Origin of the sequence: Aquabacterium sp., from assembly GCF_035476535.1 — a bacterium.
GTDB lineage: Bacteria > Pseudomonadota > Gammaproteobacteria > Burkholderiales > Burkholderiaceae_C > Pseudaquabacterium.
This window is the reverse complement of record NZ_DATILJ010000303.1, coordinates 1-26,893: the sequence shown is the minus strand read 5'-3', so window position 1 is coordinate 26,893 and position 26,893 is coordinate 1. Positions and strand designations below refer to the sequence as shown.

The 26,893-nt window shown below is 67.5% G+C and carries 19 protein-coding genes, 1 tRNA gene and 1 pseudogene; 1 reads left to right on the top strand and 20 read right to left on the bottom strand.

What is annotated here, in order from left to right; genetic code table 11:
* The 16 genes from VLK61_RS29425 to VLK61_RS29350 form a co-directional block, all read right to left on the bottom strand.
* Positions 1-1,078: pentapeptide repeat-containing protein (locus VLK61_RS29425; RefSeq protein ID WP_325426811.1), on the bottom strand; the 1,078-nt coding region annotated here is incomplete at its 3' end.
* Positions 1,075-3,687: a DUF2169 family type VI secretion system accessory protein gene (locus VLK61_RS29420; RefSeq protein ID WP_325426809.1), complete on the bottom strand. Its 2,613-nt coding sequence runs from the start codon at positions 3,685-3,687 to the stop codon at positions 1,075-1,077. The genes VLK61_RS29425 and VLK61_RS29420, both read right to left, overlap by 4 nt.
* 15 nt (positions 3,688-3,702) lie before the next feature.
* A complete protein-coding gene (locus tag VLK61_RS29415; RefSeq protein WP_325426806.1) occupies positions 3,703-6,864 on the bottom strand; it encodes a type VI secretion system Vgr family protein in 3,162 nt (1,053 codons plus the stop codon).
* Between the two features lie 94 nt (positions 6,865-6,958).
* Positions 6,959-8,332, bottom strand: a complete 1,374-nt coding sequence (locus VLK61_RS29410) for a tetratricopeptide repeat protein (protein WP_325426804.1) — start codon at positions 8,330-8,332, stop codon at positions 6,959-6,961.
* Complete coding sequence (tssH, locus tag VLK61_RS29405) at positions 8,319-11,057, bottom strand: type VI secretion system ATPase TssH (protein WP_325426802.1); 2,739 nt, start codon at positions 11,055-11,057, stop codon at positions 8,319-8,321. The genes VLK61_RS29410 and tssH overlap by 14 nt, the downstream gene beginning before the upstream one ends.
* Positions 11,050-12,192 (bottom strand): type VI secretion system baseplate subunit TssG, encoded by a 1,143-nt coding sequence (gene tssG / locus VLK61_RS29400; protein ID WP_325426800.1) that lies wholly within the window; start codon positions 12,190-12,192, stop codon positions 11,050-11,052. Before tssG ends, tssH begins: the two co-directional genes overlap by 8 nt.
* Positions 12,189-14,075 carry a type VI secretion system baseplate subunit TssF gene (gene tssF / locus VLK61_RS29395; RefSeq protein ID WP_325426798.1) on the bottom strand — a complete coding sequence of 629 codons (1,887 nt, stop codon included), beginning with the start codon at positions 14,073-14,075 and terminating at the stop codon, positions 12,189-12,191. The genes tssG and tssF overlap by 4 nt, the downstream gene beginning before the upstream one ends.
* Positions 14,076-14,600 (bottom strand): type VI secretion system baseplate subunit TssE, encoded by a 525-nt coding sequence (gene tssE, locus VLK61_RS29390; RefSeq protein ID WP_325426796.1) that lies wholly within the window; start codon positions 14,598-14,600, stop codon positions 14,076-14,078.
* A gap of 13 nt (positions 14,601-14,613) precedes the next feature.
* Entirely contained in the window at positions 14,614-15,471 is an 858-nt protein-coding gene (locus VLK61_RS29385) for a type VI secretion system accessory protein TagJ (protein WP_325426794.1), read from the bottom strand.
* Between the two features lie 11 nt (positions 15,472-15,482).
* Positions 15,483-16,007 (bottom strand): Hcp family type VI secretion system effector, encoded by a 525-nt coding sequence (locus tag VLK61_RS29380; RefSeq protein ID WP_325426792.1) that lies wholly within the window; start codon positions 16,005-16,007, stop codon positions 15,483-15,485.
* Positions 16,008-16,166: 159 nt separating this feature from the next.
* Entirely contained in the window at positions 16,167-16,649 is a 483-nt protein-coding gene (locus VLK61_RS29375) for an Hcp family type VI secretion system effector (RefSeq protein WP_325426790.1), read from the bottom strand.
* A 100-nt stretch (positions 16,650-16,749) separates the two neighbouring features.
* Positions 16,750-18,249 (bottom strand): type VI secretion system contractile sheath large subunit, encoded by a 1,500-nt coding sequence (gene tssC / locus VLK61_RS29370; RefSeq protein WP_325426788.1) that lies wholly within the window; start codon positions 18,247-18,249, stop codon positions 16,750-16,752.
* Positions 18,250-18,289: 40 nt separating this feature from the next.
* Positions 18,290-18,808: a type VI secretion system contractile sheath small subunit gene (gene tssB, locus VLK61_RS29365; RefSeq protein WP_325426786.1), complete on the bottom strand. Its 519-nt coding sequence runs from the start codon at positions 18,806-18,808 to the stop codon at positions 18,290-18,292.
* A gap of 44 nt (positions 18,809-18,852) precedes the next feature.
* Entirely contained in the window at positions 18,853-19,869 is a 1,017-nt protein-coding gene (gene tssA / locus VLK61_RS29360; RefSeq protein ID WP_325426784.1) for a type VI secretion system protein TssA, read from the bottom strand.
* A gap of 181 nt (positions 19,870-20,050) precedes the next feature.
* On the bottom strand, positions 20,051-22,000 hold the full coding sequence (locus VLK61_RS29355; protein ID WP_325426782.1) for a hybrid sensor histidine kinase/response regulator: 1,950 nt from the start codon (positions 21,998-22,000) through the stop codon (positions 20,051-20,053).
* Between the two features lie 69 nt (positions 22,001-22,069).
* Positions 22,070-22,708, bottom strand: coding sequence for a response regulator transcription factor (locus VLK61_RS29350; protein WP_325426780.1), 639 nt, complete (start codon positions 22,706-22,708; stop codon positions 22,070-22,072).
* Positions 22,709-22,885: 177 nt separating this feature from the next.
* On the opposite strand from VLK61_RS29350, the gene VLK61_RS29345 reads away from it, so the two are divergent.
* Positions 22,886-22,962 (top strand) — tRNA-Met (locus tag VLK61_RS29345).
* A gap of 644 nt (positions 22,963-23,606) precedes the next feature.
* Here VLK61_RS29345 and VLK61_RS29340 read toward each other — a convergent pair.
* From VLK61_RS29340 to VLK61_RS29325, 4 genes and pseudogenes are all read right to left on the bottom strand, one after another.
* Positions 23,607-24,794, bottom strand: coding sequence for a Gfo/Idh/MocA family protein (locus tag VLK61_RS29340; RefSeq protein WP_422652894.1), 1,188 nt, complete (start codon positions 24,792-24,794; stop codon positions 23,607-23,609).
* Positions 24,782-25,744, bottom strand: coding sequence for a PDR/VanB family oxidoreductase (locus VLK61_RS29335; protein ID WP_325426776.1), 963 nt, complete (start codon positions 25,742-25,744; stop codon positions 24,782-24,784). Before VLK61_RS29335 ends, VLK61_RS29340 begins: the two co-directional genes overlap by 13 nt.
* A gap of 5 nt (positions 25,745-25,749) precedes the next feature.
* Complete coding sequence (locus VLK61_RS29330; RefSeq protein WP_325426774.1) at positions 25,750-26,724, bottom strand: Bug family tripartite tricarboxylate transporter substrate binding protein; 975 nt, start codon at positions 26,722-26,724, stop codon at positions 25,750-25,752.
* A 13-nt stretch (positions 26,725-26,737) separates the two neighbouring features.
* Positions 26,738-26,893, bottom strand: a pseudogene (locus VLK61_RS29325) (ABC transporter substrate-binding protein); the annotation flags it as partial.

The window sequence follows — 26,893 nt, the reverse complement described above, 5'->3', positions numbered from 1 at the left end:
CTTCGGCCTTGGCCAGCACGGGGTCGGTTTCCAGCGCGCGGCCACGGTCGCTGAAGCGCGCGCCGGCATCCTGGGCCTTGTGCAGCTTGGCGCGGAACATCGTGGCGCCTTCGAAATCGGAGCGGCTCAGGTCGCCGTGCGAGAAGTCGGCATAGGTCAGCTCCGCGTCGCGCAGGTTGCAGTCCAGCAGCTTGGCTTCGGTCCAGATCGTCTGGTAGAGGTTGGCGCGCTCGAAGCGGCAGCGCTGCCAGCTGGATTTGACGAATATCGCCTGGGTCAGCAGCGCCGAGGAGAAATCGCAATCCTCGCCCTGGGCTTCCATGTACAGCGAATTCGCACCCTGGGCGCGGTGGAAGCGTGCACCGTTGAGCGTGGCGCCCTTGAAGTTGCACTTCTCGATGCGCGCGCCGGTGAAGTCGGCCTGATCCAGCGGGCAATCGGTGAACTGCACGCCCAGCAATTGCTGGCCGGCGAAAGAGCGGCCAGGTAGCGGCGTTTCGTTGAAGGTGACCAGGTTCAGCGAGCTCTGCTCCATCGTCGCGCCATCGAGCACGCACTTGTGGAAGGTAACCTGGTGCATCGCGATGTGGTCGAAGTTCGTCTTCAGCGCCGAGCATTCGACGAGCGAGCTGCGGTCCAGCGCCGCGCCACGCAACTCGGCCTCGTCGAGCTGGCACTTCACCAGCACCGCCAGGTTGAGGTCGGCGGCGGCGAAGCTGGCCTGCCCCAGCGTGCACATCGCCAGCTTGGCGTTGCGCAGGCCCGCTCTGTGCCAGCGTGAACCGGTGGCGCTGCATTCGTTGAACACCGCGCCGCGCAGTTGCGCGTTGTCGAAGATCGCGCCATCCAGCTGGCAGTTGTCGAACGTGGCCTCGCGCAGGTCGCTGCCGCTGAAATCGGTGCGGCGGAAGTCGACCTGGCTGAACACGCCGCCGGCCAGCATCAACTCGGAGAAGCGGCCGCCGGAGAGATTGAGCTCGCTGATCGGCGTGCCCATCAGCACGCGCGCGACCAGGCGGTCCTGGTCGGTGATGTCGGGCGGCGGGTCGGCAGCGCCGGCGGGAGGATGCGATGTCATGCCGGGCTCTTGTTCTCGCGGCGGGGGTAGGTCTTGGCGCGGTCGAGCACGGCGCCGAGCATCATCGTGCCCGGGTCGGTCCAGACGCGGGAGAGGTCGCTGCCATACAGGTTGGCGTTGCGCAGGTCGGCGCCGCGCAGATCGGCCCGCTGCACGATGGCGTTCATCAGGTTGCAGTCGGACATCACCGCCTGGGTCAGCTTGGTCTTGATCAGCAGCGCGCTGCGCAGGGACGCATTGCTGAAGTCGGCCCCGGTGAGATCGGCCTCGGACAGGTCGGCCTCCTGCAGGTCGGCGCCGGCGAAGCGCGCGCCGTGCAGCGTGGCACCGCGCAGATTGCAGCCCTTCAAGCGGGCCTCGCTGAAATCGGCCGACGAAAAGTCGCAGCCGTCGACGAACACCGCGCCTTCCATCACCGCGCGTGCGAAGCGTGTGCCGTGGCCAGTGCACTTGACGAAGGTGGGACGCACCAATTCGGCGGCAGCAAAGTCGACGCCGCTCAGGTCGCACTCGACGAAGGTCGGTGCATCCAGCTGGCAGCGGTTCATCACCATGTCCTTCAGCTGCGCCTGGTGGAAGAACAGGCCGCTGGCCTGTACCGAACGCCAGTCGGCCAGCCCGAAGGTCGCGCCGGTCAGCTTGGCATCGTGCAGCTTCGCGCCGCGCAGGTCGGTCTGCGCCAGCGCGGTATCCACCAGCGTCACGCCGCGCAGGTCGGCCTGCACCAGGCGGGTGGTCTTGAGGTTCGCCTTCCCGAGGTTGGCGCCGCCGAACTCCGCTTGCGATGCATCGGCCCCGGTGAGGTTGGCGTGTGCCAGCACGGCGTGCGCAAACACCGTGCCCTTGAGCACGCTGTTGGTGAAGTTCACGCTTTCCAGCCAGGCGCCGCTGAAGTCGGCGCCGCTCAGGTCCAGGCCGGAGAGGTCCGCGCCGGTGAGGTCGACGCCGAGAAAGCTCTTGCCTTGCGCGTGCCCTTGCATCACGGCCTCGCGCACGGCCTTGGCGCGCGCGGGCGGCAATGGGTGCGCGGGCGGCTGGGCGTGGGCCGACTGCAGGTAATCGATGCGCTGCATCGACTCCAGTTTCAGCAGCTTGGGCGCCAGCGCCTTCAGGTCGACGCCCGGTGTGCCGATGGGCACCTGGCTCGTCAGCTGCTGCAAGTGGGCGCCGGCCTTGTAGGTCGGCGGACCGCGGTGCACCAGCGACTCGGGGTCGATGCCGGCCGCGACCATCTGGGCGCGGGCCGCTTTCACCCGGTCGGCGGCGTCGAGTGCGCTGCTCACTTGCGCGTTCAGCATCTCGGCACGCTTCTTCGCCAGGTACTCGGGCAGGGCCTCCAGCGACGGCGTGGGCTCGGGCTCCGGGATCACCAAGCCGAGCTTGGCGGGATCGACACCGGCGGCGCGCGCCTTGTCGATCGCGCCGCGGACTTCGAAGACCGCGCCGCGCCGCGCGGCCTGGGCCTGCAGGCCTTCGAGCTGGTAGTCGGCGATGGTCTCGTCGAAGTCGGCATCGGTGCTCTTGAAGCCGGTCGGCAGCAGATCGCTCTCACGCACGGCATAGAGCGAACCGGTCTCGGGATCACGCCGCTTGTTCAACGCGTCGAGGTAGTGTTCGCGCGGCTTGGCTTCGCCCAGGCGCTCGACCGCGCCGATCAGCGCCTTCAGGTCGGTGGCGTCGTCTTCCTGGCATTCGGACAAGCCCTGGAACAGCGCGATACCGCGCTCGGCATGTGGAAAGAACCACAGCGTGGCCAGCTTCAGCGACACCTCGCGCAGCATCGGCGTGATGCCGTCGCCATGGTCGATGAAGCAGCGCGGCACGAAGCCGGGCAACTGGCCTTGCAACTGCGGCAAGCTCGGGTGCATGTTGATGAACTCGAAGCGCTCGTCGCCGCGTGGCGGCGTGTCGAACCATTGGTCCTCGGCGGCCAGGTTGAAGTAGCGCCAGTCGATGTCGCTGGCGAAACCGGGCGACTGCTCTTTCAGCCAGCGCTCGTCGTACGTGCCGGCATGCTGCGCACGCTGCGGCCACATGCAATCGATGATGCCCAGCGCCGTCGGCGGCACGGCTTCGTCCGGCCCCAGCGGATTGTGGTTGGGCTTGACCACCTGCGGCAACCAGCGCGGTGGTTCCTTGCTGCTGCCTCCCGTGTGACCGACGCGGCCCATGCCCAGCGGATTGGCCGGATAGTCCGGGCCGCCGTAGGTATGCTGCCAGTCCAGCGGCACGCGCTCGAAGGGCTCGGGCTCGCTGGCGCTCAGGCCCTGCCAGCGGCGCGGGCCGAAGACGTGCAGGCGCTTGCTCACGCCGGCCACGCTGACGCTCACTTCGAGCGCCAGCGTCTTGCTGCCCGGGCCGCCCGGCGCGTAGGCCGAGCCGCGCACCAGGAACTCGCTGCGCTGCTTGACGATGCATTCGTCGATGAACGGTCCCTCGGGCATTTCCTGCTCGAGGAACTTCCACATCGACGGCTCGGTCCACAGCGTGCCTTCTCCCGCTGGCTTGAACGGGAAATACAGCGCCGTCGTGATCGACAGGCCGAGTCGGCGGCGGAATTCGATGGGGCGCGTGGTCAGCCCCAGCACCATGGGTTTGATGGTCTGCATCGCTCAGTTTCAGGCTTACCAGGCGTTGCCGCCGGCACCACCACCAGCCCCGCCAGCGCCAGGTGCCTTGGTACCGCCACCGGCACCACCACCACCCACGCCGCCGCCGGGTGCACCGCCGCCGCCGCCGCCGGCACCACCGCCCCCGGTGCCACCGCCGGGTGCACCGCCGCCGGCACCACCACCACCACCGGCACCGCCGCCGCCGGGTGCGCCACCACCGCCGGCACCACCACCCCCGGCGCCGCCGCCAGGTGCACCGCCACCGCCGGCACCACCACCGGCGCCACCACCACCGGTGCCACCACCCGGCGTCGGACCACCGCCCGCGCCGCCGCCGCCTGGCGCGCTGGTACCACCACCGGCACCACCGCCGCCAACACCACCGCCGGGTGCACCACCGCCGCCGGCACCGCCGCCAGGTCCACCACCGCCGGGTCCACCCCCACCACCCCCACCGCCACCGCCAGCACCGCCGCCCGGAGGCGCGGTCGGATCACCCGGGGTCGCCGGCGGGGTGATGGCCGGCGGGTTGGCATCGGCCGGCGGCGGGATCGGGATGGTCGGCGGCGCACCGGGCACTTTGCCGAAGTCCGGGTTGGCCTGCACTTCGCCCAGCTGCTTCAGCTGGGCGGCGGTTTCGCTCTGGTTCTGCGCCTCCAACGCGTCGGTCGAGGTGGTGTTTAGCGCGAACGGCGAGGTCAGCGCGTTCTTCAGGCGCGCTTTCACAGCGGGTGTCAGTGTCGGGTCGTTCAGCAGCTTGTCGATGTCCTTTTTGGCATCGCTGGCGGCGCTGACCGCCGCGGCCGCGCCGGCGGCCATCGCAACCAGCCCGTAGACGCCGGCGGCCAGCGCGGAGCCGACGCCCAGGGGGCCGACCGATCCGGCGCCGGCGCCCGAACCGCTGCCGCTGTTGACCATCAGGAAGCCGTTGTTTGTCAGCGCGATGCCGGACATCGTCAGGTCGATGCCGGTGATGCCCATGTTGATGCCGGAGTTCGAGATCTGCAGCGCCACCGCGTTGGACAGCGACAGGCCGAGGAAATTCGAGATCTGCAGGCCCAGGAAGGCCGACATGTCGATGCCCACCGCGGCCGAGTTGTGCATGCCGGCCCAGACCTCGGTGGCCGGGCCCACCGCCACATCGCGCGAGACGCCGATGTAGGTGTTGGTGTTGGGCCCCAGCACCGTGTCGTTGCCCTGGAAGATCACCCGGTTGAAGTTGTTGCAGGTGAAATCCATGTTGCCCATGGCCGAGAACCGGAAGGCCGCTGCCTTGGCATGGAAGTCACCACCGGCGTCGACGCCGAACAGGCCCGAGGGCTTGAACTTGATGTCGACGGCCTGCACGCCGAACAGCGGCCCGCAATCGAAGTTGGTGGCGCCGCCCGACTTGTGCGAGTAGGTCGCATTGGTGATGATGGTGCGCTTGCCGTCGGTGTAGTCGCCCCGGTTCTGCGTCGTGAAGGTGTCGTAGTTTTCGGTGATCGTCTGGACCTGGCTGCCCTTGACGTAGATCGTGCGCTTGCCCTTGACGTAATAGGTCTCGCCGTCGGCCTCGACGTAAACCTCACGGCCCTTCTTGATGTTGGTCTTTTGGTGGTTCAGCACCAGGTTGGTCTGGTCATGGCCGACGGTGTGGGATTCGTCCCACTCGATCGACGTGTCCATGTTGCGCTCGGCCTGCAGCCAGATCTGCTCCGCGCCCTTCTTGTCCTCGAAGCGCAGCGCATTGGCATTCATGTAGGCGCCGCCCTTGGTCGAGCGCGTCAGCATGCCGGACTGCGAGGCATTGGCCGGCAGGTCCCACGGCGGCATCTGATCGGCGTTGTAGACGCGCCCGGTGATCAGCGGCTGGTCGGGGTCGCCTTCAAGGAAATCGACCACCACCTCCTGGCCGATGCGCGGGATCTGGATGAAGCCGAAGCTCTTGCCCGCCCACGGTGAAGACACGCGCATCCAGCACGAGCTGGTCTCGTTCTTCTTGCCATAGCGGTCCCAGTGGAACTGGGCTTTCACGCGGCCGTACTTGTCGGTGAAGATCTCTTCGCCGGACGGGCCGACGACCACCGCGGTCTGCGGCCCCTGCACGAAGGGCTTGGGCGTGCGGCGCGGCGGGCGGTATTGCTGGTGCGACGGGATGGCCGCGAAAGTGCACTGATACTCGCCGGTGGCATTGCCCGATTCGCTGCCGTTGAGTTGCGCACTGATGAAGGTGCGGATGCACAGGTATTCGGCGTTCTGGTCGTCGCGCGGGTGCTGCGTCAGGTCGAACAGGTGGCCGGCGGCCAGGCCATAGGCATTGGTGCTGCCGCCCAGTTGTTCGAAGCGCGTCTGCACTTCGTCCATCCGGTTGTCCAGCAGTTGTTCGCCGTTGGGCACCTGGGTGTAGTCGCCCTGGTAGTCGAACTGTTCGTAGTCGGTCAGGTCGGCGTCGCGCTGCAGGGCCAGGCCGACCTTCAGCGCGGTGAAGGGTCGCTCGAAGTCGTAGCTGGTCAAGGCCACCTTGCCGGTCTCGACTTCCCGCGAGAAGGACCAGTTCGAGATGTAGTCGACATCCGGCGAGGCCTGGCCGATGTTGGCGTAGTACGGCAGCGCTTCATAACCCGGCACGGGCGCGTGCGCGCTGGACATGTCGACCAGGATCAGCTTCTGCTCGCCCGCGCTGTGCTCGAAGTACCAGTAGATGCCTTCGTCCTCGAGCAGCCGCGCGACGAAGTTGAAATCGGTCTCGCGGTACTGCACGCAATAGGTCCGGGTGCGGTAGCTGCGCACCAGCTTGTAGTCGACATTGGCAATGGCCGCGTGGTTCTTCAGCACTTCCTTGACGATGTCGGGCACCGTCATCTCCTGGAAGATGCGGCAATCGGAGCGGCGCGTCAGGAACCACAGCCAGGGCACGACGGTGGCCTGGTAGCCGTAGTAGCGGCCCTGGTGCCGGCTCTGGCCGAAGCGCGCGACATAACCGGTGACATGGCGCTGTTCACCATCGCGCAGCTCGATCGTCACGTCCACCGGCTTGCCCAGCAGGTCTTCGGGACGCAGGTCCGGCTTGTCGCTCAGCAATTGCAGTTGCGTTTCCTCCAGCACGCTCAAGCCGGACGAAAAAGTCATCGAAGCGAAGCGCAGGTCCGTCGCCGGCAGCGGCGTCTTGAGCGAGATGGGAATGGCGGGCATGGTGCGTCGGAACCTTTGATCGGCCTGTTGTCTTCATCGTCGCGCCGGCCGCGGCGGCCGACCAGCGCCTAAGGTCATGCGCCGCGCGCTTAGTTCACGAATCGCACGGCGCTTGTTGTGCGCTGACGACCCAGCCGGGCACTGGCTTGCCGGCTTCGTGGCGCACGGTGAAGGGCTCGATCTCCACCGCGCCGAAGCCGGCCGTGGCCAGCGTGGCCTGCAGGTAGCAGCGGTGATGGGCGTAGCGGCCGTTGGTCTGCAGGCGGTGCGGCGCATCGTCGCTGTCGTCCAGCGCCTCGACGGTGAAGAACAGGCGACCACCGGGCCGCAGCGCGCGGGCTGCGGCGGCCATCGCGTCATCCAGCACACCGAAGTAGATGAAGGTGTCGGCGCTGGCCAGCACATCGAAGGCGGCCGGCTGCGTGTCCAGGTAGTACACGAGTTCGGCTCGGTGCAACGTGTCGTAGACCTGTCGCGGCTTGGCCTTGCGCAGCATGCCCACCGACAGGTCGCAGCCCACCAGTTGGCGCGCATACGGGCGCAGCAGCGGCCCGCACAGTCCGGTGCCGCAGCCGAGGTCGGCGATGTCCAGCGCCGCCTGCGGCTCGCCCAGGCGTTGCTGCACGGCCTGTGCCAGGCGCTGCGGCGCGACGTAGTGCAGCGCTTCGAGCTTGACGTCGAAGGAGTCGGCGAAGGTGTCGAAGACCTGTTCGATGTAGCCGTTGCTGGCGCGCGCCGGCGTGTGCTCGCCCAGGCAGGCCGCCAGCTGGTGTTGCACCACCGGGTTGTCCGGATCCTCGGCCAGCCATTCGCGGTACAGCGTGGCGGCCCGCTCACGTTCGCCCAGCATCAGCAGCGCGCGGATGACTTCATTGCGCGCCTGCAGCAGGCGCGGCCACAGCGCGATGGCACGGCTGTTGGCGATCAGGCCTTCATGCACCTGGCCCTGGCCCATCAAGGCCAGCGACAGGTTGAACCAGCTGTCGCCCGAGTCCGGCCGCACCTGCAGCGCGGCGCGGCAGGCCGCCTCGGCCTCGGCCCAGCGGCCGCGCTTGCGGTGGATGACGCTCAGGTTGTTCAGTGCACCGGCGGAATCTGGCGTGTTCCGGGTGAGTGCCACGCTCTGTTCGTAGGCCTGGGCAGCATCGTCGAGGCGCCTGGCGCCGAGCAGGATGTTGCCCAGGTTGTTCCAGGCGCCGGCCTGGGACGGCAGCTTGGCCAGTGCGCGCTGCACCAGCGCCACGGCTTCGTCGTGCCGGCCCTGGGTATGGCGCAGCACGCCGAGAAAATGCAGTGCGTCGGGCTGTTCGGGCCAGCGCGCCAGCACCGCCTGCAACGCGGTCTCGGCCGGCTCGATGCGCTCTGCGCGCAGGTGGCCGATGGCGAGCTGCAGTGCGTCTGCGAGCGGGGTGCCGGCGACGGCCTGCGCCACCGCCGAGCGCCGCACGCGCGGTTCAGCCGAAGTCATAGTGGAAGTCGGCCTCCTGCACGCCGACGTTCACCTGCGTGATCGGCTTGCCGAGCATCATGCGTTCCAGGAACTCGCGGCTGATCGTCGGCAGCATGGTGTTGGTCAGGATCGCGTCGATCATGCGGCCGCCCGATTCACTTTCGGTGCAGCGCGAAACGACCAGCTTGACCACATCGTCGCCGACGTTGAAGGGGATCTTGTAGCGTTCTTCCACGCGCTTCTTGATGCGGCCCAGCTGCAGCTTGACGATCTGGCCGAGGATTTCATCCGATAGCGGGTAGTACGGGATCGTCACCAGCCGGCCCAGCAGCGCGGGCGGAAAGATCTTCAGCAGCGGCTCGCGCAGTGCCTTGGCCATGGACTCGGGGTCGGGCATCAGCTCGGGGTCCTTGCACAGGCCGTTGATCATGTCGGTGCCGGCATTGGTGGTCAGCAGGATCAGCGTGTTCTTGAAGTCGATCAGCCGGCCTTCGCCGTCTTCCATGAAGCCCTTGTCGAAGACCTGGAAGAAGACCTCGTGCACGTCCGGGTGGGCCTTTTCCACCTCGTCGAGCAGCACCACCGAATAGGGCTTGCGGCGCACCGCCTCGGTCATCACGCCGCCTTCGCCGTAGCCCACGTAGCCGGGGGGCGCACCCTTGAGCGAAGAGACGGTGTGCGCCTCCTGGTACTCGCTCATGTTGATGGTGATCAGGTTCTGCTCGCCGCCGTACAGCGCCTCGGCCAGCGCCAAGGCGGTTTCGGTCTTGCCGACCCCCGAGGTGCCGGCGAGCATGAACACGCCAATGGGCTTGTTCGGGTTGTCCAGGCCGGCGCGCGAGGTCTGGATGCGCTTGGCGATCATCTCCATCGCGTGGTCCTGGCCGATCACGCGCTGGCCCAGCAGCGTGGGCAGCTTCAGAACCGTGTCAATCTCATTGGCCGCCATGCGCCCGACCGGGATGCCGGTCCAGTCGCCGACCACGCTGGCCACCGCCTGGTAGTCCACTGTCGGCAGGATCAGCGGCGTCTCGCCTTGCAGGGTTGTCAGCTCGGCCTGCACCTGCTTCAGTTCGGCCAGCGTCGCGCCGCGTTCTTCGGCCGTTAGCGGTGGTAGCTGCGCTTCGGCCAGTTCGGCCGCGCTCTTTTCAGCCGGGGCTTCGGCGCTCTTTTCGAGCTTGCTGCCGGTGCCTTCCACCGGCTGCGTGGCGCCGCGCAGCTTGGCGCGCAGGTCGAGCAGCTTCTCGACCAGCGCCTTCTCGGCCAGCCAGCGCGCATTCAGGCCTTCCAGCCGCGCGCGCTCGCTGACCAGGTGCGCTTCGACATCGGCCGAGCGCGCGGCGGTGTCGATGCCGATCGCGCCTTCGCGGCCGATGATGCCTTGCTCGACCTCCAGCGCCTCGATGCGCTTCATGCAGTCGTCGACTTCCGGCGGCGTGGCATGCAGGCTGACGGCCACGCGCGCACAGGCGGTGTCGATCAGGCTGACCGACTTGTCCGGCAGCTGGCGGCCCGGGATGTAGCGGTGGCTCAGCTTCACCGCGGCTTCCAGCGCCTCGTCGAGGATCTGCACCTTGTGGTGCTTTTCCATCGTCGATGCGACGCCCCGCATCATCAGCACCGCGCGCGGCTCGGTGGGTTCGTCGACCTGGATGCTCTGGAAGCGGCGGGTCAGCGCCGGGTCTTTCTCGATGTGCTTCTTGTACTCGGCGAAGGTCGTCGCGCCGATGGTGCGCAGCTGGCCGCGGGCCAGCGCGGGCTTCAGCAGGTTGGCCGCATCGCCGGTGCCGGCCGCGCCGCCGGCGCCGACCAGCGTATGGGTTTCGTCGATGAACAGGATGATGGGCTTCGGCGAGGCCTGCACCTCGTCGATCACCGAGCGCAGGCGCTGTTCGAACTCACCCTTCATGCTGGCGCCGGCCTGCAGCAGGCCGACATCGAGCACGCGCAGCGCCACTTCCTTCAGCGCCGGCGGCACATCACCGCGCGCGATGCGCTGCGCAAAGCCTTCGACCACCGCGGTCTTGCCGACCCCCGCCTCGCCGACCAGGATCGGGTTGTTCTGGCGCCGGCGCATCAGGATGTCGATCACCTGGCGGATCTCGTCGTCGCGGCCGACGATGGGGTCCATCTTGCCGCCGCGGGCCTGCTCGGTGAGGTCGGTGGTGAAGCGCTTCAGCGCCTCCTGCTTGCCCATCGCGGCAGGCGCAATCGCATCGCTGGACTCCCCCGGCGCGGCGCCGGAGTCGCTGGCCGGCATCAGGTTCTCGGGCGACTGCGCCAGCAGGGTGGCGAAGCGGTCGCACAGGTCGTCGAGCTTGATGCGTTCGAACTGTTTGGAGATGGCCACCAGCGCGCCGCGCAGCGACGGCGTCTTCAGCATGCCGACGACCAGGTGGCCGGTGCGCACCTGCTGTTCACCGAACAGCAGCGAGCCGTAGACATAGCCGCGTTCGACCGCGCTTTCGATGAAGCTGGACAGATCGCTGATCGACGAGGCGCCGCGCGGCAGCCGGTCCAGCGCCTTGGTCAGGTCCGAGGCCAGCAGCGCGGTGTCCAGTTCGTACTGGCGGATGATGCGGTGCAGGTCGCTGTCCGGCGTGTTCAGGATCTGCGCCAGCCAGTGCTGCAACTCGACGTACGGGTTGCCGCGCATCTTGCAGAACACGGTGGCGCCCTCGATGGCCTTGTAGGCCAGGGGATTGAGCTTGCCGAACAAGGTGGTGCGGGAGATTTCAGCCATGCGTGGCTCCGAGACGTCGCAAGAGGAAAGACGAACTCGGCCGAAGCCTGAGTTCGTCACGATCGATGGCCGGGCGCCGTTGGCCGTTGCGGCGGCCGCCGGACCCGATCCAGCTGGTCAGGCCCAGCCGCAGGCGGCGGTCGAGCCGGGGCTCGGGCACCTCCTGCCTGGCCAGCACCAGCTGGGTGTCCCAGCCGAGGTCCTGGCCGGCGAGCAGCCGGACCCAGTCGCACAGCGGCTGCCAGGCGCTGCCGCCGGGGATGAAGTCCTGGTACTGCTGCATCGTCAGCGGGCCCAGCCGCAGGCGGAAGCGGTACTGCCGGTCCCACACCTTGTGGCCGGCATTGGCGCTGCGGCCGAGTTCGGCATGGGGAATCTGTGAACGTTCGGGCCGGTTGCGCGCAAAGCCCAGGCGCGAGCGGTCGGCCCTGTCCAGCATCAGCCAGTGGCCGACATGCGGCTCCAGCGCCACCGGCACGCGGAAGTACTGGCGCAGCACCTTGGTCAGCGCTTCGGGTTGGCGGCTGCGGCTGGCGATAAGGCCGGCCTGGAACAGCTTGGCGTGTTCGGGCACCGAGTCGGCGGCCGCATGGGCCCCACCCGGATGCCGATTCAGGCCGAAGGTGGCGCCCAGCCAGCTGGCATAGCGGTCGGAGCCGGGCCGATCCTGCTGCACCACCGGCTGGGTCTCGGCCCAGGCGCGGTAGAACAGGCTCAGCATGCGGTGGTGGAAGACGTCGAGAAAGCGCGCCGCCGTCGGGTCGTTGCGCTGGTGCAGGCGCTCGCGCACGTACTCGGTCAGGTGCAGCGGCATCGGGCCGTGCGGGCCCAGCAGGCCGAAGAAGCGCACGCCCAGGCGCGGCGTCAGGCCGTCGCGCTTGAATTTCGCCAGCGCCGCCGGCGCGAAGTCCAGCTCCGGCACCTGGCCTAGGCGCAATAACTCCTGAGAGGGACGCAGGCCCTTGCCGAGCACCGGCGCGTGCGGGCGCATGGCATCGATGCGGCGCATCAGCGCAAAGAAGTCGAAGTCCCACGGCGCTTCTTCGAGCTGGGCCAGCAACTGCTGCAGCGCGTCGTTGGCCGCATCGGCGGCCTGGTGCCGCGTGTCGCCGCCCAATCGCCGATTGAGGCTCACAAGGTGGCCCTCTCGCCGGTGCGCGGTGGCCAGACCTTGACCAGCCCGCGCTGCTGGCTGCGCAAGGTGAGCTGCGTGAAGCTGTTGATCGCCGCGTGCCGCGCGAAGAAGCGTTCCAGCACGCAGGCCATCAGGAAGGCGCTGGCGCCCTGGAAGCTCAGTTCGTTGGCTTCGAGCACCATGTCGATGCCGCTGCCGAAGCTCAAGGGGCCCTTGAACGGCAGCCGCCGCACGATGGGTTGGGTACGCAGCGTCAGCAGGCCATCGACCTGGTGGCTCCAGGTCAGGTCGCCCGGCGGGCCGTACAGACGCAATGTGTCGCGCAGCGCGGCGGCGGTCTGCGCCGGCGTGCCTGCTAGCGACAGGTGGTTCTGCGTCAGCTGGCTCACCAGCTGCCAGCCGATGTCGCCGGAGGCGCGGCGCGACACCGGCCGCGTCGGGCCGCGCACGCATTCGACGCTGGACACCGGCCCGGGCGTGTCCAGCTTCCAGCTGCTGGCGCCGGCCGCACCGGCCTGCGGCAGCAGCGCCGGCAAGTCGCGGTTGGTGACCCAGGCGGTGACCGACAGCTGGCGCAGCGTGTCGCGATAGGCGCCATGATGAGCGTCCACCAGCGACATGAAGACCTCTTCGCCGATGTAGGACGAGCGTGGCCCCTGCGCGCGTTGCCGGTCGGACAGCAGCCGTGCCTCGCGCCGCAGCGTGAAGTAGCCGTGGCCCTCGGCTGGCGCCTGGTGGTGGGTGGTGTACAGCGGCTTGAATTCACGCTGCGCATCGCGCCCGCTGCCGTGGCCGATGACGGTCTCGACGCTGTGCACCTCCAGGTCCATCGGTCGCGTGCGGTCGGGCACCAGGTGGTATTCCCAGGCCCCGGGGCCCAGCGGCACCCGGTCCAGCCGCTTGGGGAACAGGTTGATCGCGGGCGTGCAAAAAAGCGCGAGGCTCCCGCCGTCCACCAGCGTTTCCAGTGCAGGATCCCCGCGCGAAAAAAGCAGCACCAGCTCGACCTGGTCGCCCGCCACCTGGGCCAGGCGCGGTGCCAGATCGGTGATGTCGAAGAACAGCAGGCGCTGCGGCATCGCCGACACTTCCTGCAGCAGGCGGTGGCCGGAAAAGGCGCGCAGCGATTCGGGCAGCAACGCCTCGTCGGCCGCGAAGCCGACCGGCCGGATGCTGGGGCTATCGCGCCATTGGCGCGGCATGTCGGTGGCGCCGGCCGCGCCGGGCACCGCCACCAGGCTGCCCAGCGCGGTGCCCAGCACCAGCTCGTGCAGGCGGTAGGCCACGTCGTCCGGCGCGCTGATGTGCAGGCACAGCTTGTCCAGCTGCAGCTGGTTGAAGCGCAGGCCGCCGCCGGCACGCAGCTTGATGCGCAGCCCGCCCTTCATCGGCTTGGCCTGCGGCAGCCGCGCCAGGCCGAGGTCCGGCGCATGGGCGAAGTACTGCACCGAGACCAGCTCGATCGGCCACAGCGTCACGTCCATCGCGGTGCGGAATTCGCACAAGGTGTCCTGCCCGCGTGCTTGCTGGGCCTGCAGTGCGCTGCCGCGGGCGACGGTGTGGCCCTTGGCCAGGTTCGGGTCGGTCGGGTCGGCACCCAGCCGCGCGATCATCATCGAAGGCACCGGTGCCAGGAAGTTCGGGTAGATCGACTCCAGCATGTGGGCGATGAGCTTGGGCTGCTCGGCCTCCAGCTTCAGCTGCACCCGCGCGGCGAGGAAGGCGAAGCCTTCGAGCAGGCGCTCGACATAGGGGTCGGCGACCTCCATGCCTTCCATGCCCAGGCGCGACGCGATCTTCGGGAATTCGACCGCGAACTCGCTGCCGACCTCGCGCAGGTGGGTCAGCTCGTCCTGGTAAAGACGTACGAGGCGGGGATCCATCTAGAACGCTCGCGATGGGGCGACGCCGGACGCGTCACGCACCTCGACCTGGCCGGCTTCCAGGTCGAGCTTGGTGCGCAGCAGCACTTCCAGCGGCACCGGCTGGGCCCACAGGTGGCCGCGGATCTCGAATTCGATGGTGTTGTGCGTGTCGAGCACATGCGTGGCTTCGAGCGCGACGATCTTCAGCGTCTCGGGCAGCAGTCGCGGTTCGAAGCGCAGGATGGCCTGGCGGATGGCGCGCTCCAGCAGGCTGATGTCGACCCGCGACACCAGCTGGCCCGACAGCGCCGGCAGCCCGTAGTTCAGCACGCTCTCGGAGACGGCCGGGGGCAGCTCGGTCGAGGCGCCATGCGGCTGGGTGGCATTGAACAGCCAGCCCAGGTCGCGCAGCACGGCCTGGCGCATCTGCGTCTTGGACATCACGCGCCGGTCCAGCGGCTCTTCGCGCTGGCCGGGTGCATCGTCGGTCAGGCGGTCGAGCAGCGCCGGCTGCAGGCGGTCACGCACCTCGCCGTTGGCCATGGGCGTGTCGTCCTCAGGCCGAGGCCGCGCCAGCGGCGCCGGCCTCATCACCCTCGTCGGCTTCTTCTTCCGCCGGGATCTCGGGATTGAGCAGGATTTCGCGCGCTTCGAGCAGGCCGACTTCAGCGCCCGAGGTGGTCAGCAGGCGCTGGCCGAGGCCGCGGTACTGCCCCTCGGCGAGCTCGATCCATTCCGTCTTGCGCGACATCAGTAGCTGGCCATCGGCCTGCGCCGCGGTGCCGGCATAACGCACCGGCAGCAGGGCCACGGTTTCGCCGCCATTGGCGAAGGTGATCAGCGCCGGGGCCCACACCAGGTCGCGCAGGTCGGTGGGCGCGTCGATGCTGATCTTCTGCAGCGAGCCATAGGGCAGCCAGCCATAGCGGCCGTTGATGATGACTTCGAGCACCGGGCCGAGGCGTGAATCGCCATCGGCAATCCAGTCGAAGGCCTGGCCATCCAGGCTGCCGCTGGTGGTGGGCGCCTGCTCGAAGGCCATCGCGCGCAGATGGGCGGCCTGCGGCGCATCGCCCTGCGATTCAGCCTGCAGCGCCTGGGCGAGCAGGGCCACCCAGTTCTGCGGTCGGCCGAAGGCATGCGGCACGGTGGTGCCGGCAAACACGGCCTCGCGCACCGCTTCGCATTGCAGCGCGCTGCGGTAGGTGTTGACCATCGCCAGCGTGCCGGCATCGAGCTCGCCGCAGACCTGCAACTGGTCGAGCGCGCGCTGCCACTGCCCCAGCACGCACAGCAGCTGGAACAGGAACACCCGCAGCTTGGGGTCGGCAGCCTTGCTGCGGACCTGCTGCTGCAGTTGCGCGAGTGCGCCTTTGGGGTCGCCTTGGGCGAGCAGTTCCTGGGCAGTGGGCATGGGTGTGTCGGTCAGGCTGATTCGACCAGTTCGTCGTTGAAAGTAAAGCTGCCGCCGCGAGCGCCCGAGGTTTTCTGCGGGCGGTACTCGACGTCGACTTTGGTGAACATGATCGACACGGTCTCGTTGGTGTAGCCATCCGCCGCGGTGGTGTGGGACACACCGGTGATGCGGGCTTCCTTGAGCGTGATGATGAAATAGTCTTCCTGGCTGCCGCCGGCCTTGCGCATGGTCAGCCGGGCTTCCTTGACCAGGTCATTGGTCGCCAGCGCGGACATCAATCCGGTGGTCGACTGGTCAATGCTTTTCTGTACCGTCAATGCGGTGTAGGAACGTCGTCCGGTGGCCTGGTTGCTGCCGATGGCCGAACTGGCGGCCAGGCCCCATTGCCAGGTGTTGACGATGATGTCGTCCAGGTGCCCTGCGATCGTGGATTCGCCCTTGATCTTGCCGGCGCGCTTGGTCTGCACGTGCAGGTAGATGTCGCTCGAAGCCCCGCCGGGCGCGGCGCTCATTTCGGGCATGACGATGGGCATGGCAGAACCTCGATCGGTGTCAATTCAAGTCAACGGGGCGAAGGAAGGCCGGGCACTGAGGCGGACCGCCTCGCGGCAGGCCGCCCGTGCAAGGCATGGGGCGCCGCGGCACCGCCGTGTCCGGCGGCGTCGCGGCAGCAAGCCCCAGGCCCTGGGCGCTCAGCGCGTGCTGGTGTCGGCGATGTTCCAGCCGAACTTCACGGCGCCGCCCAGGCCGCCCTTGTCGTCTTGCGGCTTGTATTCGAACTCGATGTCCTTGTAGCTCATCGCGACGTTCTCGATGATCTCGCCGCCGTGGCCGCCCGAAGGCGACACGGCGGTGATGAAGGCTTCCTTCATCGTGACCTTCAGGAAGTCCTTCTGGCCTTCGCCGGCCTTGCGTGCGGTCAGCACCACGGTGGCGAAGTGCTTGCCGGCGGCCGCCTGCTTGGCCAGGATCGGCGAGGCCTTGTCGAAAACGTGCGTGAACGAGAAATCGCCAGGCGTGGCCTTGCCCTTGCCCGAGCCGCCGCCGGACGTGCCGCCGACGTTCGAGTTGGTGACATTCCAGTTCCAGGACAGGACTTCGATTTCGCCCTTGTGGTCCTTGTGGGTGGCTTCGCCGTCGACGCCTTCGAACTTGATATGGGTGTCTGAACTCATGGTGAATCTCCTAAATGACAGGTGGGGGGTGATGCTGGTTGGGGACGGGGGAACGACAGAGACAGAGTGCTACGAGAGGGGGGCAACAGAGTGGTTTTAATCAGGCTTGCTTCTGGGACGGCAGCTTCGAGACAAGTCGCAGGGACACCGTCAGCCCTTCGAGCTGGTAGTGCGGCCGCAGGAAGAACTTGGAGGTGTAGTAGCCGGGGTTGCCGGGCACTTCTTCGACGATCACTTCGGCAGCGGCCAAAGGCTTCTGGGCCTTGGTAGTCTGGGATGAATTGGCGGGGTCGCCATCCACGTAATTCATGATCCAGTTGTTGAGCCACTTTTCCATGTCGGAGCGTTCCTTGAACGAGCCGACCTTGTCGCGCACGATGCACTTCAGGTAGTGCGCGAAGCGGCAGCAGGCAAACAGGTAGGGCAGGCGCGCGGACAGGTTGGCGTTGGCCGTCGCGTCGGGGTCGTCGTATTCGAAGGGCTTCTGCAGCGACTGGGCGCCGATGAAGGCCGCGAAGTCGCTGTTCTTGCGGTGCACCAGCGGCATGAAGCCGTTCTTCGCCAGCTCGGCCTCGCGGCGGTCGCTGATGGCGATTTCGGTCGGGCACTTCATGTCGACGCCGCCGTCATCGGTCGGGAAGGTGTGCGTCGGCAGGCCTTCGACCGCGCCGCCGGATTCGATGCCGCGGATGCAGGTGCCCCAGCCGTACAGCTTGTACGAGCGGTTGATGTTCACCGCCATCGCATAGCCGGCATTGGTCCAGGTGTACTTGCTGTGGTCGCCGCCGCCGGTTTCTTCCTCGAAGTTGAATTCTTCGACCGGGTTGGTCTTCGCGCCATACGGCAGGCGCGACAGGAAGCGCGGCATCGCCAGGCCCAGGTAGCGCGCGTCGTCGGACTCGCGCAGCGAGCGCCAGCCGGCGTATTCCGGCGTGCCGAAGATCTTGGTCAGGTCACGCGGGTTGGCGAGTTCCTGCCACGAGTTCATCTGCATCACCGTCGGGCTGGCGGCGGCGATGAACGGGGCGTGCGCTGCGGCGCAGACCTTGCTCATCTCGGTCAACATCTCGACGTCCTGCGGGCTCTGGTCGAAGTAGTAGTCGCCCATCAGGCAGCCGAAGGGCTCGCCGCCGAACTGGCCGTACTCTTCCTCGTAGACCTTCTTGAACAGCGGGCTTTGGTCCCAGGCCGTGCCCTTGAAGCGCTTGAGCGTCTTGTGCACATCGACCTTGGTGATGTTCATCACCCGGATCTTCAGCATCTCGTCGGTCTCGGTGTTGTTGACGAGGTAGTGCAGGCCGCGCCAGGCGGACTCGAGTTTCTGGAAGTCGTTGTGGTGCAGGATCGAGTTGACCTGCTCCGACAGCTTCTTGTCGATCTCGGCGATCATCGCCTCGATCGAGACCAGCACGTCGCTGCCGATCAGCTTGGTCTGCGACAGGGCTTGCTGCGCCAGCGTCAGCACCGCCTGTTCAACAGCGGACTTGGCTTCTTCGCTCTTGGGCTTGAATTCCTTGTTCAGCAGCGAGGCGAATTCGCCACCCTGGAAGGTGACGCCTTGCAGTGCGGAAGCAGCGGAGGATGGGGTGGGGTCGGCCATGGTGGGAGGCTCCGAAGTGCGGTGAAGGCTGGGCGTGTTGTTACTCGGCGGGCTTGTCGCCCTCGGCCGGCTGGGCCTTGGCCATGGCCAGGGACTTCAGCAGTGCCTCGTCCTTGATGACCTTGGCGATCAACTCTTCGGCGCCGGTCTTGCCGTCCATGTAGGTGACCAGGTTGGCCAGCTGCTGCCGGGCTTCCAGCAGCTGCTTCAGACCATCGACCTTGGCAGCCACCGCGGCGGGCGAGAAGTCGTCCATGCTGTCGAAGGTGATGTCCACCGCGATGTTGCCTTCGCCGGTCATCGTGTTGGGCACCTGGAAGGCCACCCGCGGCTTCATCGACTTCATGCGGGCGTCGAAGTTGTCGACGTCGATCTCCATGAACTTGCGTTCGGCCACCGGCGGCAGCGCGTCTTCGGGCTTGCCGGACAGGTCGGACAGCACGCCCATCACAAAGGGCAGCTGCACCTTCTTCTCGGCGCCATAGAGCTCGACGTCGTATTCGATCTGGACCCGGGGGGCACGATTGCGGGCGATGAATTTCTGACTGCTGGTGGCCATGGCTTGAGCTCCTGTTGTCGTCGCTAAGGGGGTGGGTGGTGGAATCAACCGTTATCGGGTTCGGGGCCGGCGAGCACTTGGATCTGGCTCATGCCGTCCGGCGCCATGTCGCGCATGATTTCGAGGAAGCTCATGCTCATCAGCCGCTGGGCGCGGCGGATCAGCAGCGGTGCGGGGTGGCTCGGCTCATGCCGCTCGATCCACTCGCAGACACGTCCGAGGGCGCGCACCGCGTCATCGCGGGTGACGATGGCGCCGGGGGTGGCCACGGCGCCGCGCGGGGCGCTGCCTGGATCGCTGGCCGGCTGGCCATCTTCTGCTGCAGCGCCCGCCGCGTCCTGGCCGGTGGTGCGGCGAATCGCGTCGTCGGCCGTCTTCAGCAGGCGGATCAGCGGCGTCAGTTCGGGGCCCAGGCTGCCGACTCGCTCGTCCAGCAGCTTGGCGCTGTCGCGCACCGCTTGCAGCGCCGCGGCCACGGCCTCTGCCAGGGCCGGCTGTTGCGTCAGCGCGGTGCCCAGCGCTTCCAGGGCACCGGCTTCGCTGGGTGCCGACTCACCGGTGATCGGCTCGGCCTTGCCGAGGCCGAGTTCGAGGCCGCGCAAGGTCAGGCTGCCGCGCTCGGGGCTCAGCGTGGCGGCGCGCAGGTCGGCCAGCGCGGCTTCGCCGCTGGCCAGCGGGGCCAGCGCGTTCATGCGCATCGTCGGGTCGTTGCCGTCGCTGGCGTCCAGCTGCGGGTGCACCGTGTCCCAGTGCTGGAGCAGCAGGCCGTGCACCAGCTGCAGTGCGCTGGCCGCATCGGCCAGGCCATGCAGGCGGGCTTTGCTGCGCACCAGCCAGATCGCCACGCGCAGATCGCGGGTACGGCTGGTCAGCGCCATCGCGTGTTCATGCACGGTGCGCCAGTCGGGCTCTTGTGCGGCGACGATGGTGTCGCCGTACTGCTGTTCGGGCTTGCCGGCGCCGGCCTGTTCGAGGGCTGCGAACACCGGGTCGTACTCGAGGTCATCGCCGCTGGGGGCGCCTTCGCCGAGTGAGCTGATCAACGACTCGATGTCCAACATGAGGTTCTTTCGGGCTGGCAACAGGTGGGCCGAAGCTGCAATGGAGCGGACTCTAGAAGCCAGCGCCTCGCCGCACAGTGGTCGAAAGTCATCTCTGCCGGGGGTCCCCCTCCCCGGGTGTGCGGAGTTCCGCTGATTTAGGGACGCGCGGCCTGCTCTGCGGCCCGCAGTGCTTGAGAAATCAGCCGAGGGTCTGCCTCAGCGCCTCGTACAGCCGCTTCGGCTGCACCGGCTTGAACAGCACCGGCAGTCCGCTGGCGGTGATGCGGGTGATCTCGTCGTGCGAGGTGTCGCCGGTGACCAGCACGGCTGCCACGTCGTGGCCGCACAGCCGGCGCACGTTGGCCACCGCTTCCAGTCCGTCGGGCCCGTCGCCCAGGTGCAGGTCGGACAGGATCAGGTCGACATGGCCCTCGAGCGCGGCGGCGGCATGCTCAGCCTGCTGCGCATTGGCCGCCGTCATGGCCTGGAAGCCCCACTCCTCCAGCAGCAGGCGCAGGCCTTCGCGGATGGGTTCCTCGTCGTCGATGATCAGCACCATCTGCGGGCTTTGCAGCAGCATCGGCACGGTGTCGGCCGGCGCCATGTCTTCCTGGATGCCGGGCAGCTCGCCGATCGGCACGCCGATGCGGAACATCGTGCCGTGGCCGGGCCGCGACGACACCATCAGCCGGTGGTTCAGCAGGCTGGACAGGCGCTTGACGATGGCCAGGCCCATGCCCAGGCCATGCGTGCGATCGCGCTCGCCGCGGCCGACCTGGTAGAACTCCTCGAAGATGCGCGGCAGCAGGTCTGGCGCAATGCCGCTGCCGGTGTCCCAGATCTCGATGTTGATGTGTGTGCTGGTCGAGCGCGCCAACACCACGATGCCGCCATGTTCGGTGTACTTGATGGCGTTCTGGATCAGGTTGCCGACGATGCGCTCGAGCAGCTGCGGATCGCTGGTGACCGACTTGCCGCCCGGCGAAAAGCGCAGCCCCAGCCCGGACAGCTCAGCCTGGCCGGCGTAGTGCATGTGCAGGCGGCGGAACATGTCGCGCAGCGGGAAGGTCTGGACCCGTGGGCTCAGCGCGCCGGCGTCCAGCCGTGAGATGTCCAGCATCGCGTTGAACGAGCGCTCCAGCCCGTCGATCGCACGCATCATGTTGCGTGCCAACGGTTCATCTGGCGTGTGCTGCAGGCGCTTTTGCAGCGTGGCGGCGAACAGGCCCAGCGCATGCACCGGCTGGCGCAGGTCGTGGCTGGCAATGGCCAGGAAACGGCTCTTGTCCTGGTCGGCCGCCCAGGCGGCGTCGCGCTCGGTTTCCAGTGCCTGCAGGCGCACGCTCTGCTCGATCAGCGCCCGCGTGTTCTGGCGCCAGGCGCGGTGGCGCAGGCGGACCACGGCCACCAGCGTCGCCGCGGCGGCCAGCGCGGCGCTGCCGTAGAGCGCGCGGTGCGGCATGTCGTTGAACATCATCGCGCCGGCAAAGCCGGCCGACAGCGGCAGCAGCGCCAGGGCCAGCGCGGCCAGCCGCAGCGGCCCCAGGCAGACCACGCCGGCAAAGGCCAGTGCGGTGCACAGCAGCCCCAGCAGGGCCAAGGCGGCACCGGGACCGCCCAGCCAGGGCGCCAGCGCGATGCCGAACGCCGCGGTGCCGACCAGCGCATGGATGCGCCGGCGCGATTCGATGGCATGGCCCGGCTTGCCGTTGTGGTGGCGTGTGCGGCGCGGCAGCTGCCAGAGCAGAAAGGCCAGCAGCAGCATGGCCAGCCCCCACAGCAGCCCGGCCAGCGGTGCGTTCAGGCCGATCGCCGCAGCCATCGGCAGGCAGGACAGGGCCAGCGTCGCGCCCCACACTGGCAGGGCAGCCAGCGTCGAGCGCAAGCCGGCGTCTTCCAGTCGTTCGTCGATGGCACGCCGCTCGGCCGAATGCCGCAGGCTGGCGTCGACTTCGTTCTGTGCGGCACGGCCGTCCACCGCGATGAATTGCGCGCGTGGCACGGTAGTGGCGGCTTGGCGCGCCACCGACCCGATGGGTTCGTTCAGGGCTTCAGCGGCGCGTGCGGGCGAGTCGGGTTCGAACCCCGGCGCGGTGGCATCCACCGGCGCTTCGGTGGCCGCCCGACTTGGTGGGTCCAGAGGATCCAACGGGTCCAGTGGGCCCAGCGGGGCCGGCCGGGTGACCTCCTCGTCCGTCGGCGGGCTGGCCACGATGGGTCAGCGGAACAGGCTGATCAGGTGCGAGCGCGACCGCACATCCAGCGCCAGCAGCAGTGAGGACACGTAGTTCTTCACCGTGCCCAGCGACAGGTTGGTGGAGTTGCTGATCTCCTGGTTGGTGCAGCCCGACAGCACCAGCTCCAGGATCTCGAGGTGGCGCGGCCCCAGCTCAGCGACGCGGTCGTACATCGCCGACGACGGAAAGCGCGGGAACAGCGCACTGCTGGGCGCCGGGCCGCGCGCTTCGGCCACGCCGTTGGGGAACAGCAGCGCGGTCAGCGTGTCGCGCATCTGGGTCATCATCGTGCCCTTGCCAACATAGCCCACGGCGCCCAAAGCACGGGCCTGGCGGATCACGAACTCGTCCTGCGTGCCGCTGAACACGGCGACGCGTGCCTTCGGGTGCGCCTGCAGGAACATGCGCAGGCCTTGCAGGCCCTTGCAATCGGCGAGGTTCAGGTCCAGCAGCACGGCATTGATGTCGCCATGCGCGGCGTAGGTGTCGATGGCTTCCTGCAGCGTACCGGCCTCGATCCATTCGACGGTGTAGCCCATCAGCTCGCCATACATGGTCTTGACGCCGAAGCGGACCAGCTCATGGTCGTCAACCAGCAGGATCTTGCGGGAATCGCTCATCGGGGTGCCCGGTTGTGGGCGGGAGGGTCCGCCGAATTGGCAGCCAACAGGCCACCGCTTGTTTTCAATCTTAGTCGCGCAACGTGACTTCGGGCATCGGTCGAACTGCGGGTGAGCGCTGCGTTGAGCGCAACCCATCGACACGACGCCCAACCGTGCTATAGTCCGTCTTCCAGTCGCGGGGTGGAGCAGCCTGGTAGCTCGTTGGGCTCATAACCCAAAGGTCGCAAGTTCAAATCTTGCCCCCGCAACCAAAGAACACAGAAGAATTCTCGAACAATAACAACAACTTAGTGAATAGACGAACGCCGACTTCCAAGTCGGCGTTTTGCTTTGTGGCCCACATTTGGCCCATCCGTGGCCCACGTCGGGCCGGACATGCCCACAGATGACCGTAGGGTCAGTGGCCCAAGGTGTCGATTGGCGCTAGCTGTGCTCGCGCGGCTACACCGGCAGCGCGAACGCTACGACGATGCACACCGCCACAAGAGACATGGCCATCCCGCATGTGCGCTCGAAGGGGGTGTCGCCGACGCTGATCACGGAACCTACCGCCTGAGCTTGTCGAAACGGATCAGGGGGTACCTCAGGTTGGGTACTGGAAGACATGGCGCGTACTCCTAGCGTTGCCACAACTCTCTCGCCGGGATGTTTCAGTGCGGTTGCCAGTCGGCGCCGGTCTCCGTTTCGTTTGTTGTCCGTGGCGAACGTGTGCGCCGGCCCCCGAGCGGCGAGGCCGTCAACGTGAACGAGCTCGCCCCTGTCCCGGCGCGACGAAGCGGTTGAAAGGTGTTGGCGCCGACCGAAAACTGAGCCACTTTTGAGGGAGATGCCGAGCCAAAACTGAGCCAGGTGAACGACCTACTCTGCTGAATTCAGGCTTGGGGCCAAGCAGGGATCATCCGGCACGCAGGTCGACGTCGCGCCCTTCCCGCGCCGAGCGGAGCAGGGCGAGGCACACGTCGAGCGTCGCGCGGGCCCAGGGGCCGTCGTGCATTGGCTGGACCTGGTCGACGATGGCCGCGTGCAGTTCGTCGATCACCTCGTAGCGCGGCACCGGCGGCGGTGGCAGCAGCAGGCGTTCTTGCTGCGCGTCGCCGTAGACCCACACGCCATCGGGCATGGCGCGAAGATCCGCTCGGTCGCAAGACACGATGATCGGTCCGAAATGCTGGTGTCGCGACGGGTTGTCTGCGACGGCCGGCACGTACGAAGGGCCGCCATAGGTACTCTCCGATTTCAGACGCGCCTCCTCCAGCGCATCCGGAAGGCTCGCCAGGCGCCGGCGCGCGCGGCCGTAGTCCTGCGGCCGTTTGGCGGTGCCCATCTCACCGGTCCAGTCGCACCACTCGTCCGAGTCGAAGTGTCCGTAGCCGCTGTAGGTCAGCGTGGCAAAGGCGCCGCTCGCAAACCACAGCAAGACGGCATAAGCGCCTTCGGTCGGCCGTTGGGAGTCCCAGGTGCCGGTAATGGCTCGCACGCGCACCACGGCGCTGGAAGCCAGCATGCGTACGATGTCCACCTGATGCGCCGCCTGGCTGAACACCACGCCGCCACCAGCTTCCGTCTGCAGTTCTTCAGGGCGCCGCGGGCGGTAGAGAAAGTCGGTGTAGTTGACGGCATGGATCATGCGCACCGTACCGACGCTGCCGCCCGCAACGACGTCGCGCAGCATGCGGTACGGTGCGTCGAAGCTGTGGCAGTGGCCGATCACGAGATGCACCCCTGCCGCACGGCAGTCGGCAATCATCGCGTCGCACTCGGCGAGTGTCAACGACATCGGCTTTTCGACCAGCACATGCTTGCCGTGGCGGGCCGCGACTGCTGTGTGCTCGGCATGGAACTGATGCGGGCTGGCCACGTAGATGGCCTCGACCGACGGATCGCGCGCGAGAGCCTCGATGTCCGCATAGGCCGGTGCCGAGAAGTCGCGCGCGAACTGCGCGCGCGCCGCTTCGCGCGGGTCACATGCGGCGACGAGCCGCACACGCGGGTCCTGCACGAAGGTGGGCAGCATCAAGGTGAAGGCCCGGCCGAGTCCGGCGACGCCGAGCCTGATCGCGCGACCGCTGCTCACAGGTCCAATACCAGCTGAGGCGACTTGGCCCGTGAGACGCAGATCATGATCTGCGTGGCCATCTCCTCGGGGATCAGCACCATGTCGCGGTGGTCGGCCTCGCCTTCGAGCAAGGTCGTGCGGCAGGTCCCGCAGGTGCCGCTCTCACAGGACGAGGCCACGGAGCAGCCGTGCTCGCGCAATGTCGCGAGAATCGATTGGCCCACCGGCACCTCGAACTCAGCTCCTGCTTTGGCAAGCCTGACCTTGAACGGCTTGTCATCGGGCTTGACGCCGCCACCCTCGTTGAAGCTCTCGAAGTGAACGTTGCCAGGCGACCAATGGCCGGTCATGTCGCGCACTGCCTCCATCAGCGGGCGCGGTCCGCAGCAGTAGACGTGCGCGGTATTCGGCTTCTCCAGGGCCGGCCACAGATCGAAGGAGTTCGCTGGATCGCCGTGGTCGTGATGAATCCGGACATGGCGGCCCAGGGCTGCAAGCTCGTCGGCGAAGGCAGTGGTTTCCGGGGAGCGTGTCAGGTAGAACAGCTTCCACGGCGCCGCCGGCAATTCGCCGAACGACCGGATCATCGAGAGGATCGGCGTGATGCCGATGCCGCCGGCAATGAACAGATAGGCCTTTGCTGGCGTCACCAGCGGGAATGCGTTGTCGGGCATCGAGGTCGGCAAGGTGTGGCCTTCCAGCGCCTGGTCGTGCATGCTCACCGAGCCGCCCTGTCCGCCATCGTCCCGCTTGACGGTGATCACGTAGCGGTGACTATCGGCCGGGTCGTTGCACAGCGAATACTTGCGCACCGCGCCGGAAGGCGTCTGCACCTTGACGTGAGAGCCTGGGGTGAATGGCGGCAGTTCGCTGCCATCGGGCTGCACCAGCTCGAAACTGCGAATGCCTTCTGCAACGATGGAGGTACGCACAATGCGCAACGGCATCTGCGTGTCGGCGTGGGTCTGCACTGACATGGCAATTACTCGGCCTTGAGGCCGGCTCGCTGGGACGCCTTGGCGACGCGGGCCGATTCGGTCTGCATGGCCTTGGCCAGTTGCTCGGGCGTGCCGCCGATCGGATCCACGCCGGCCACACGCAGCGGCTCGATCATGTCCGGCGACTTGACCACTGCGGCGATCGCAGAGCTCAGCCGATTGACCACCTCACGCGGCGTTCCTGCGCGAGCCATCACGACGATCGTGAAGGCGAAGTCGAAGCCCGGAATCTTCTCGCCGAGCGTCGGAACGTCGGGCGCAAGGTCCGAACGCTTGGCAGAGTTGATGGCCAGCAGCCTGGCCTGGCCCGACTTGACAAAACCCATCAGCGACGGTGGCGAGGCGAACACCATGTCGACTTGGCCGCCGATCAGGGCCGGAACCGATGCGCCGCTGCCCCGGTAGGGGATGTGCGACACAAAGATGCCCAAGCCTTCCTTCGCCGCCTCTGCGGTCAGATGGTGGATGCTGCCGATGCCCGCCGACCCGTAGGTCAGCGCACCTGGCTTGGACTTGGCCAGCGCGATGAACTCGTCGAGCGTGCGGGCGGGGACCTGGGAGTTGACAGCCATGAACAACGGTGCCGTCCCCACCAGCGACACCGGGACGAAGTCTCGGATGGCGTCGTAGGTCACGTTCTTGGAGATCAGCGGCGCGATCGCCAGCATCGGTCCGTCCGTGATCAGCAACGTGTGACCGTCGGAAGGCGCCTGCGCCAAGGCGGCGGCGGCGATCGCTCCGCCGCCGCCTGCCTTGTTTTCCACGACCACGGGCTGGCCCAGCGGGCCTTGCAGGCGCTGCGCCAGCAAGCGCGCCACGGTATCGGGCAGGCCGCCCGGTGCAAAGGGCACGACCAGCTTGATGGGCTGGGTCGGAAAGCCCTGCGCGCGTGCGGCCCCGGACAGCGTCAAGCCGGAAAGGGCAAGCGCGCCGATCGCGATAAACGTCGAGCGATTCACAAAGGTCTCCGCATCAGATGCTGTAGGTTTCGTAGGTCGCGGGATGGAACAGCTCTTCGACGGGGACGAGTCGCGACGACAGGCCCTGCGCATGGTGATGTCGCACGAAGGTCTCGAGCGTCTTGCGCGCCGGTGCGACGCCGTACGACCAATAGTCTTCGCCCATCAA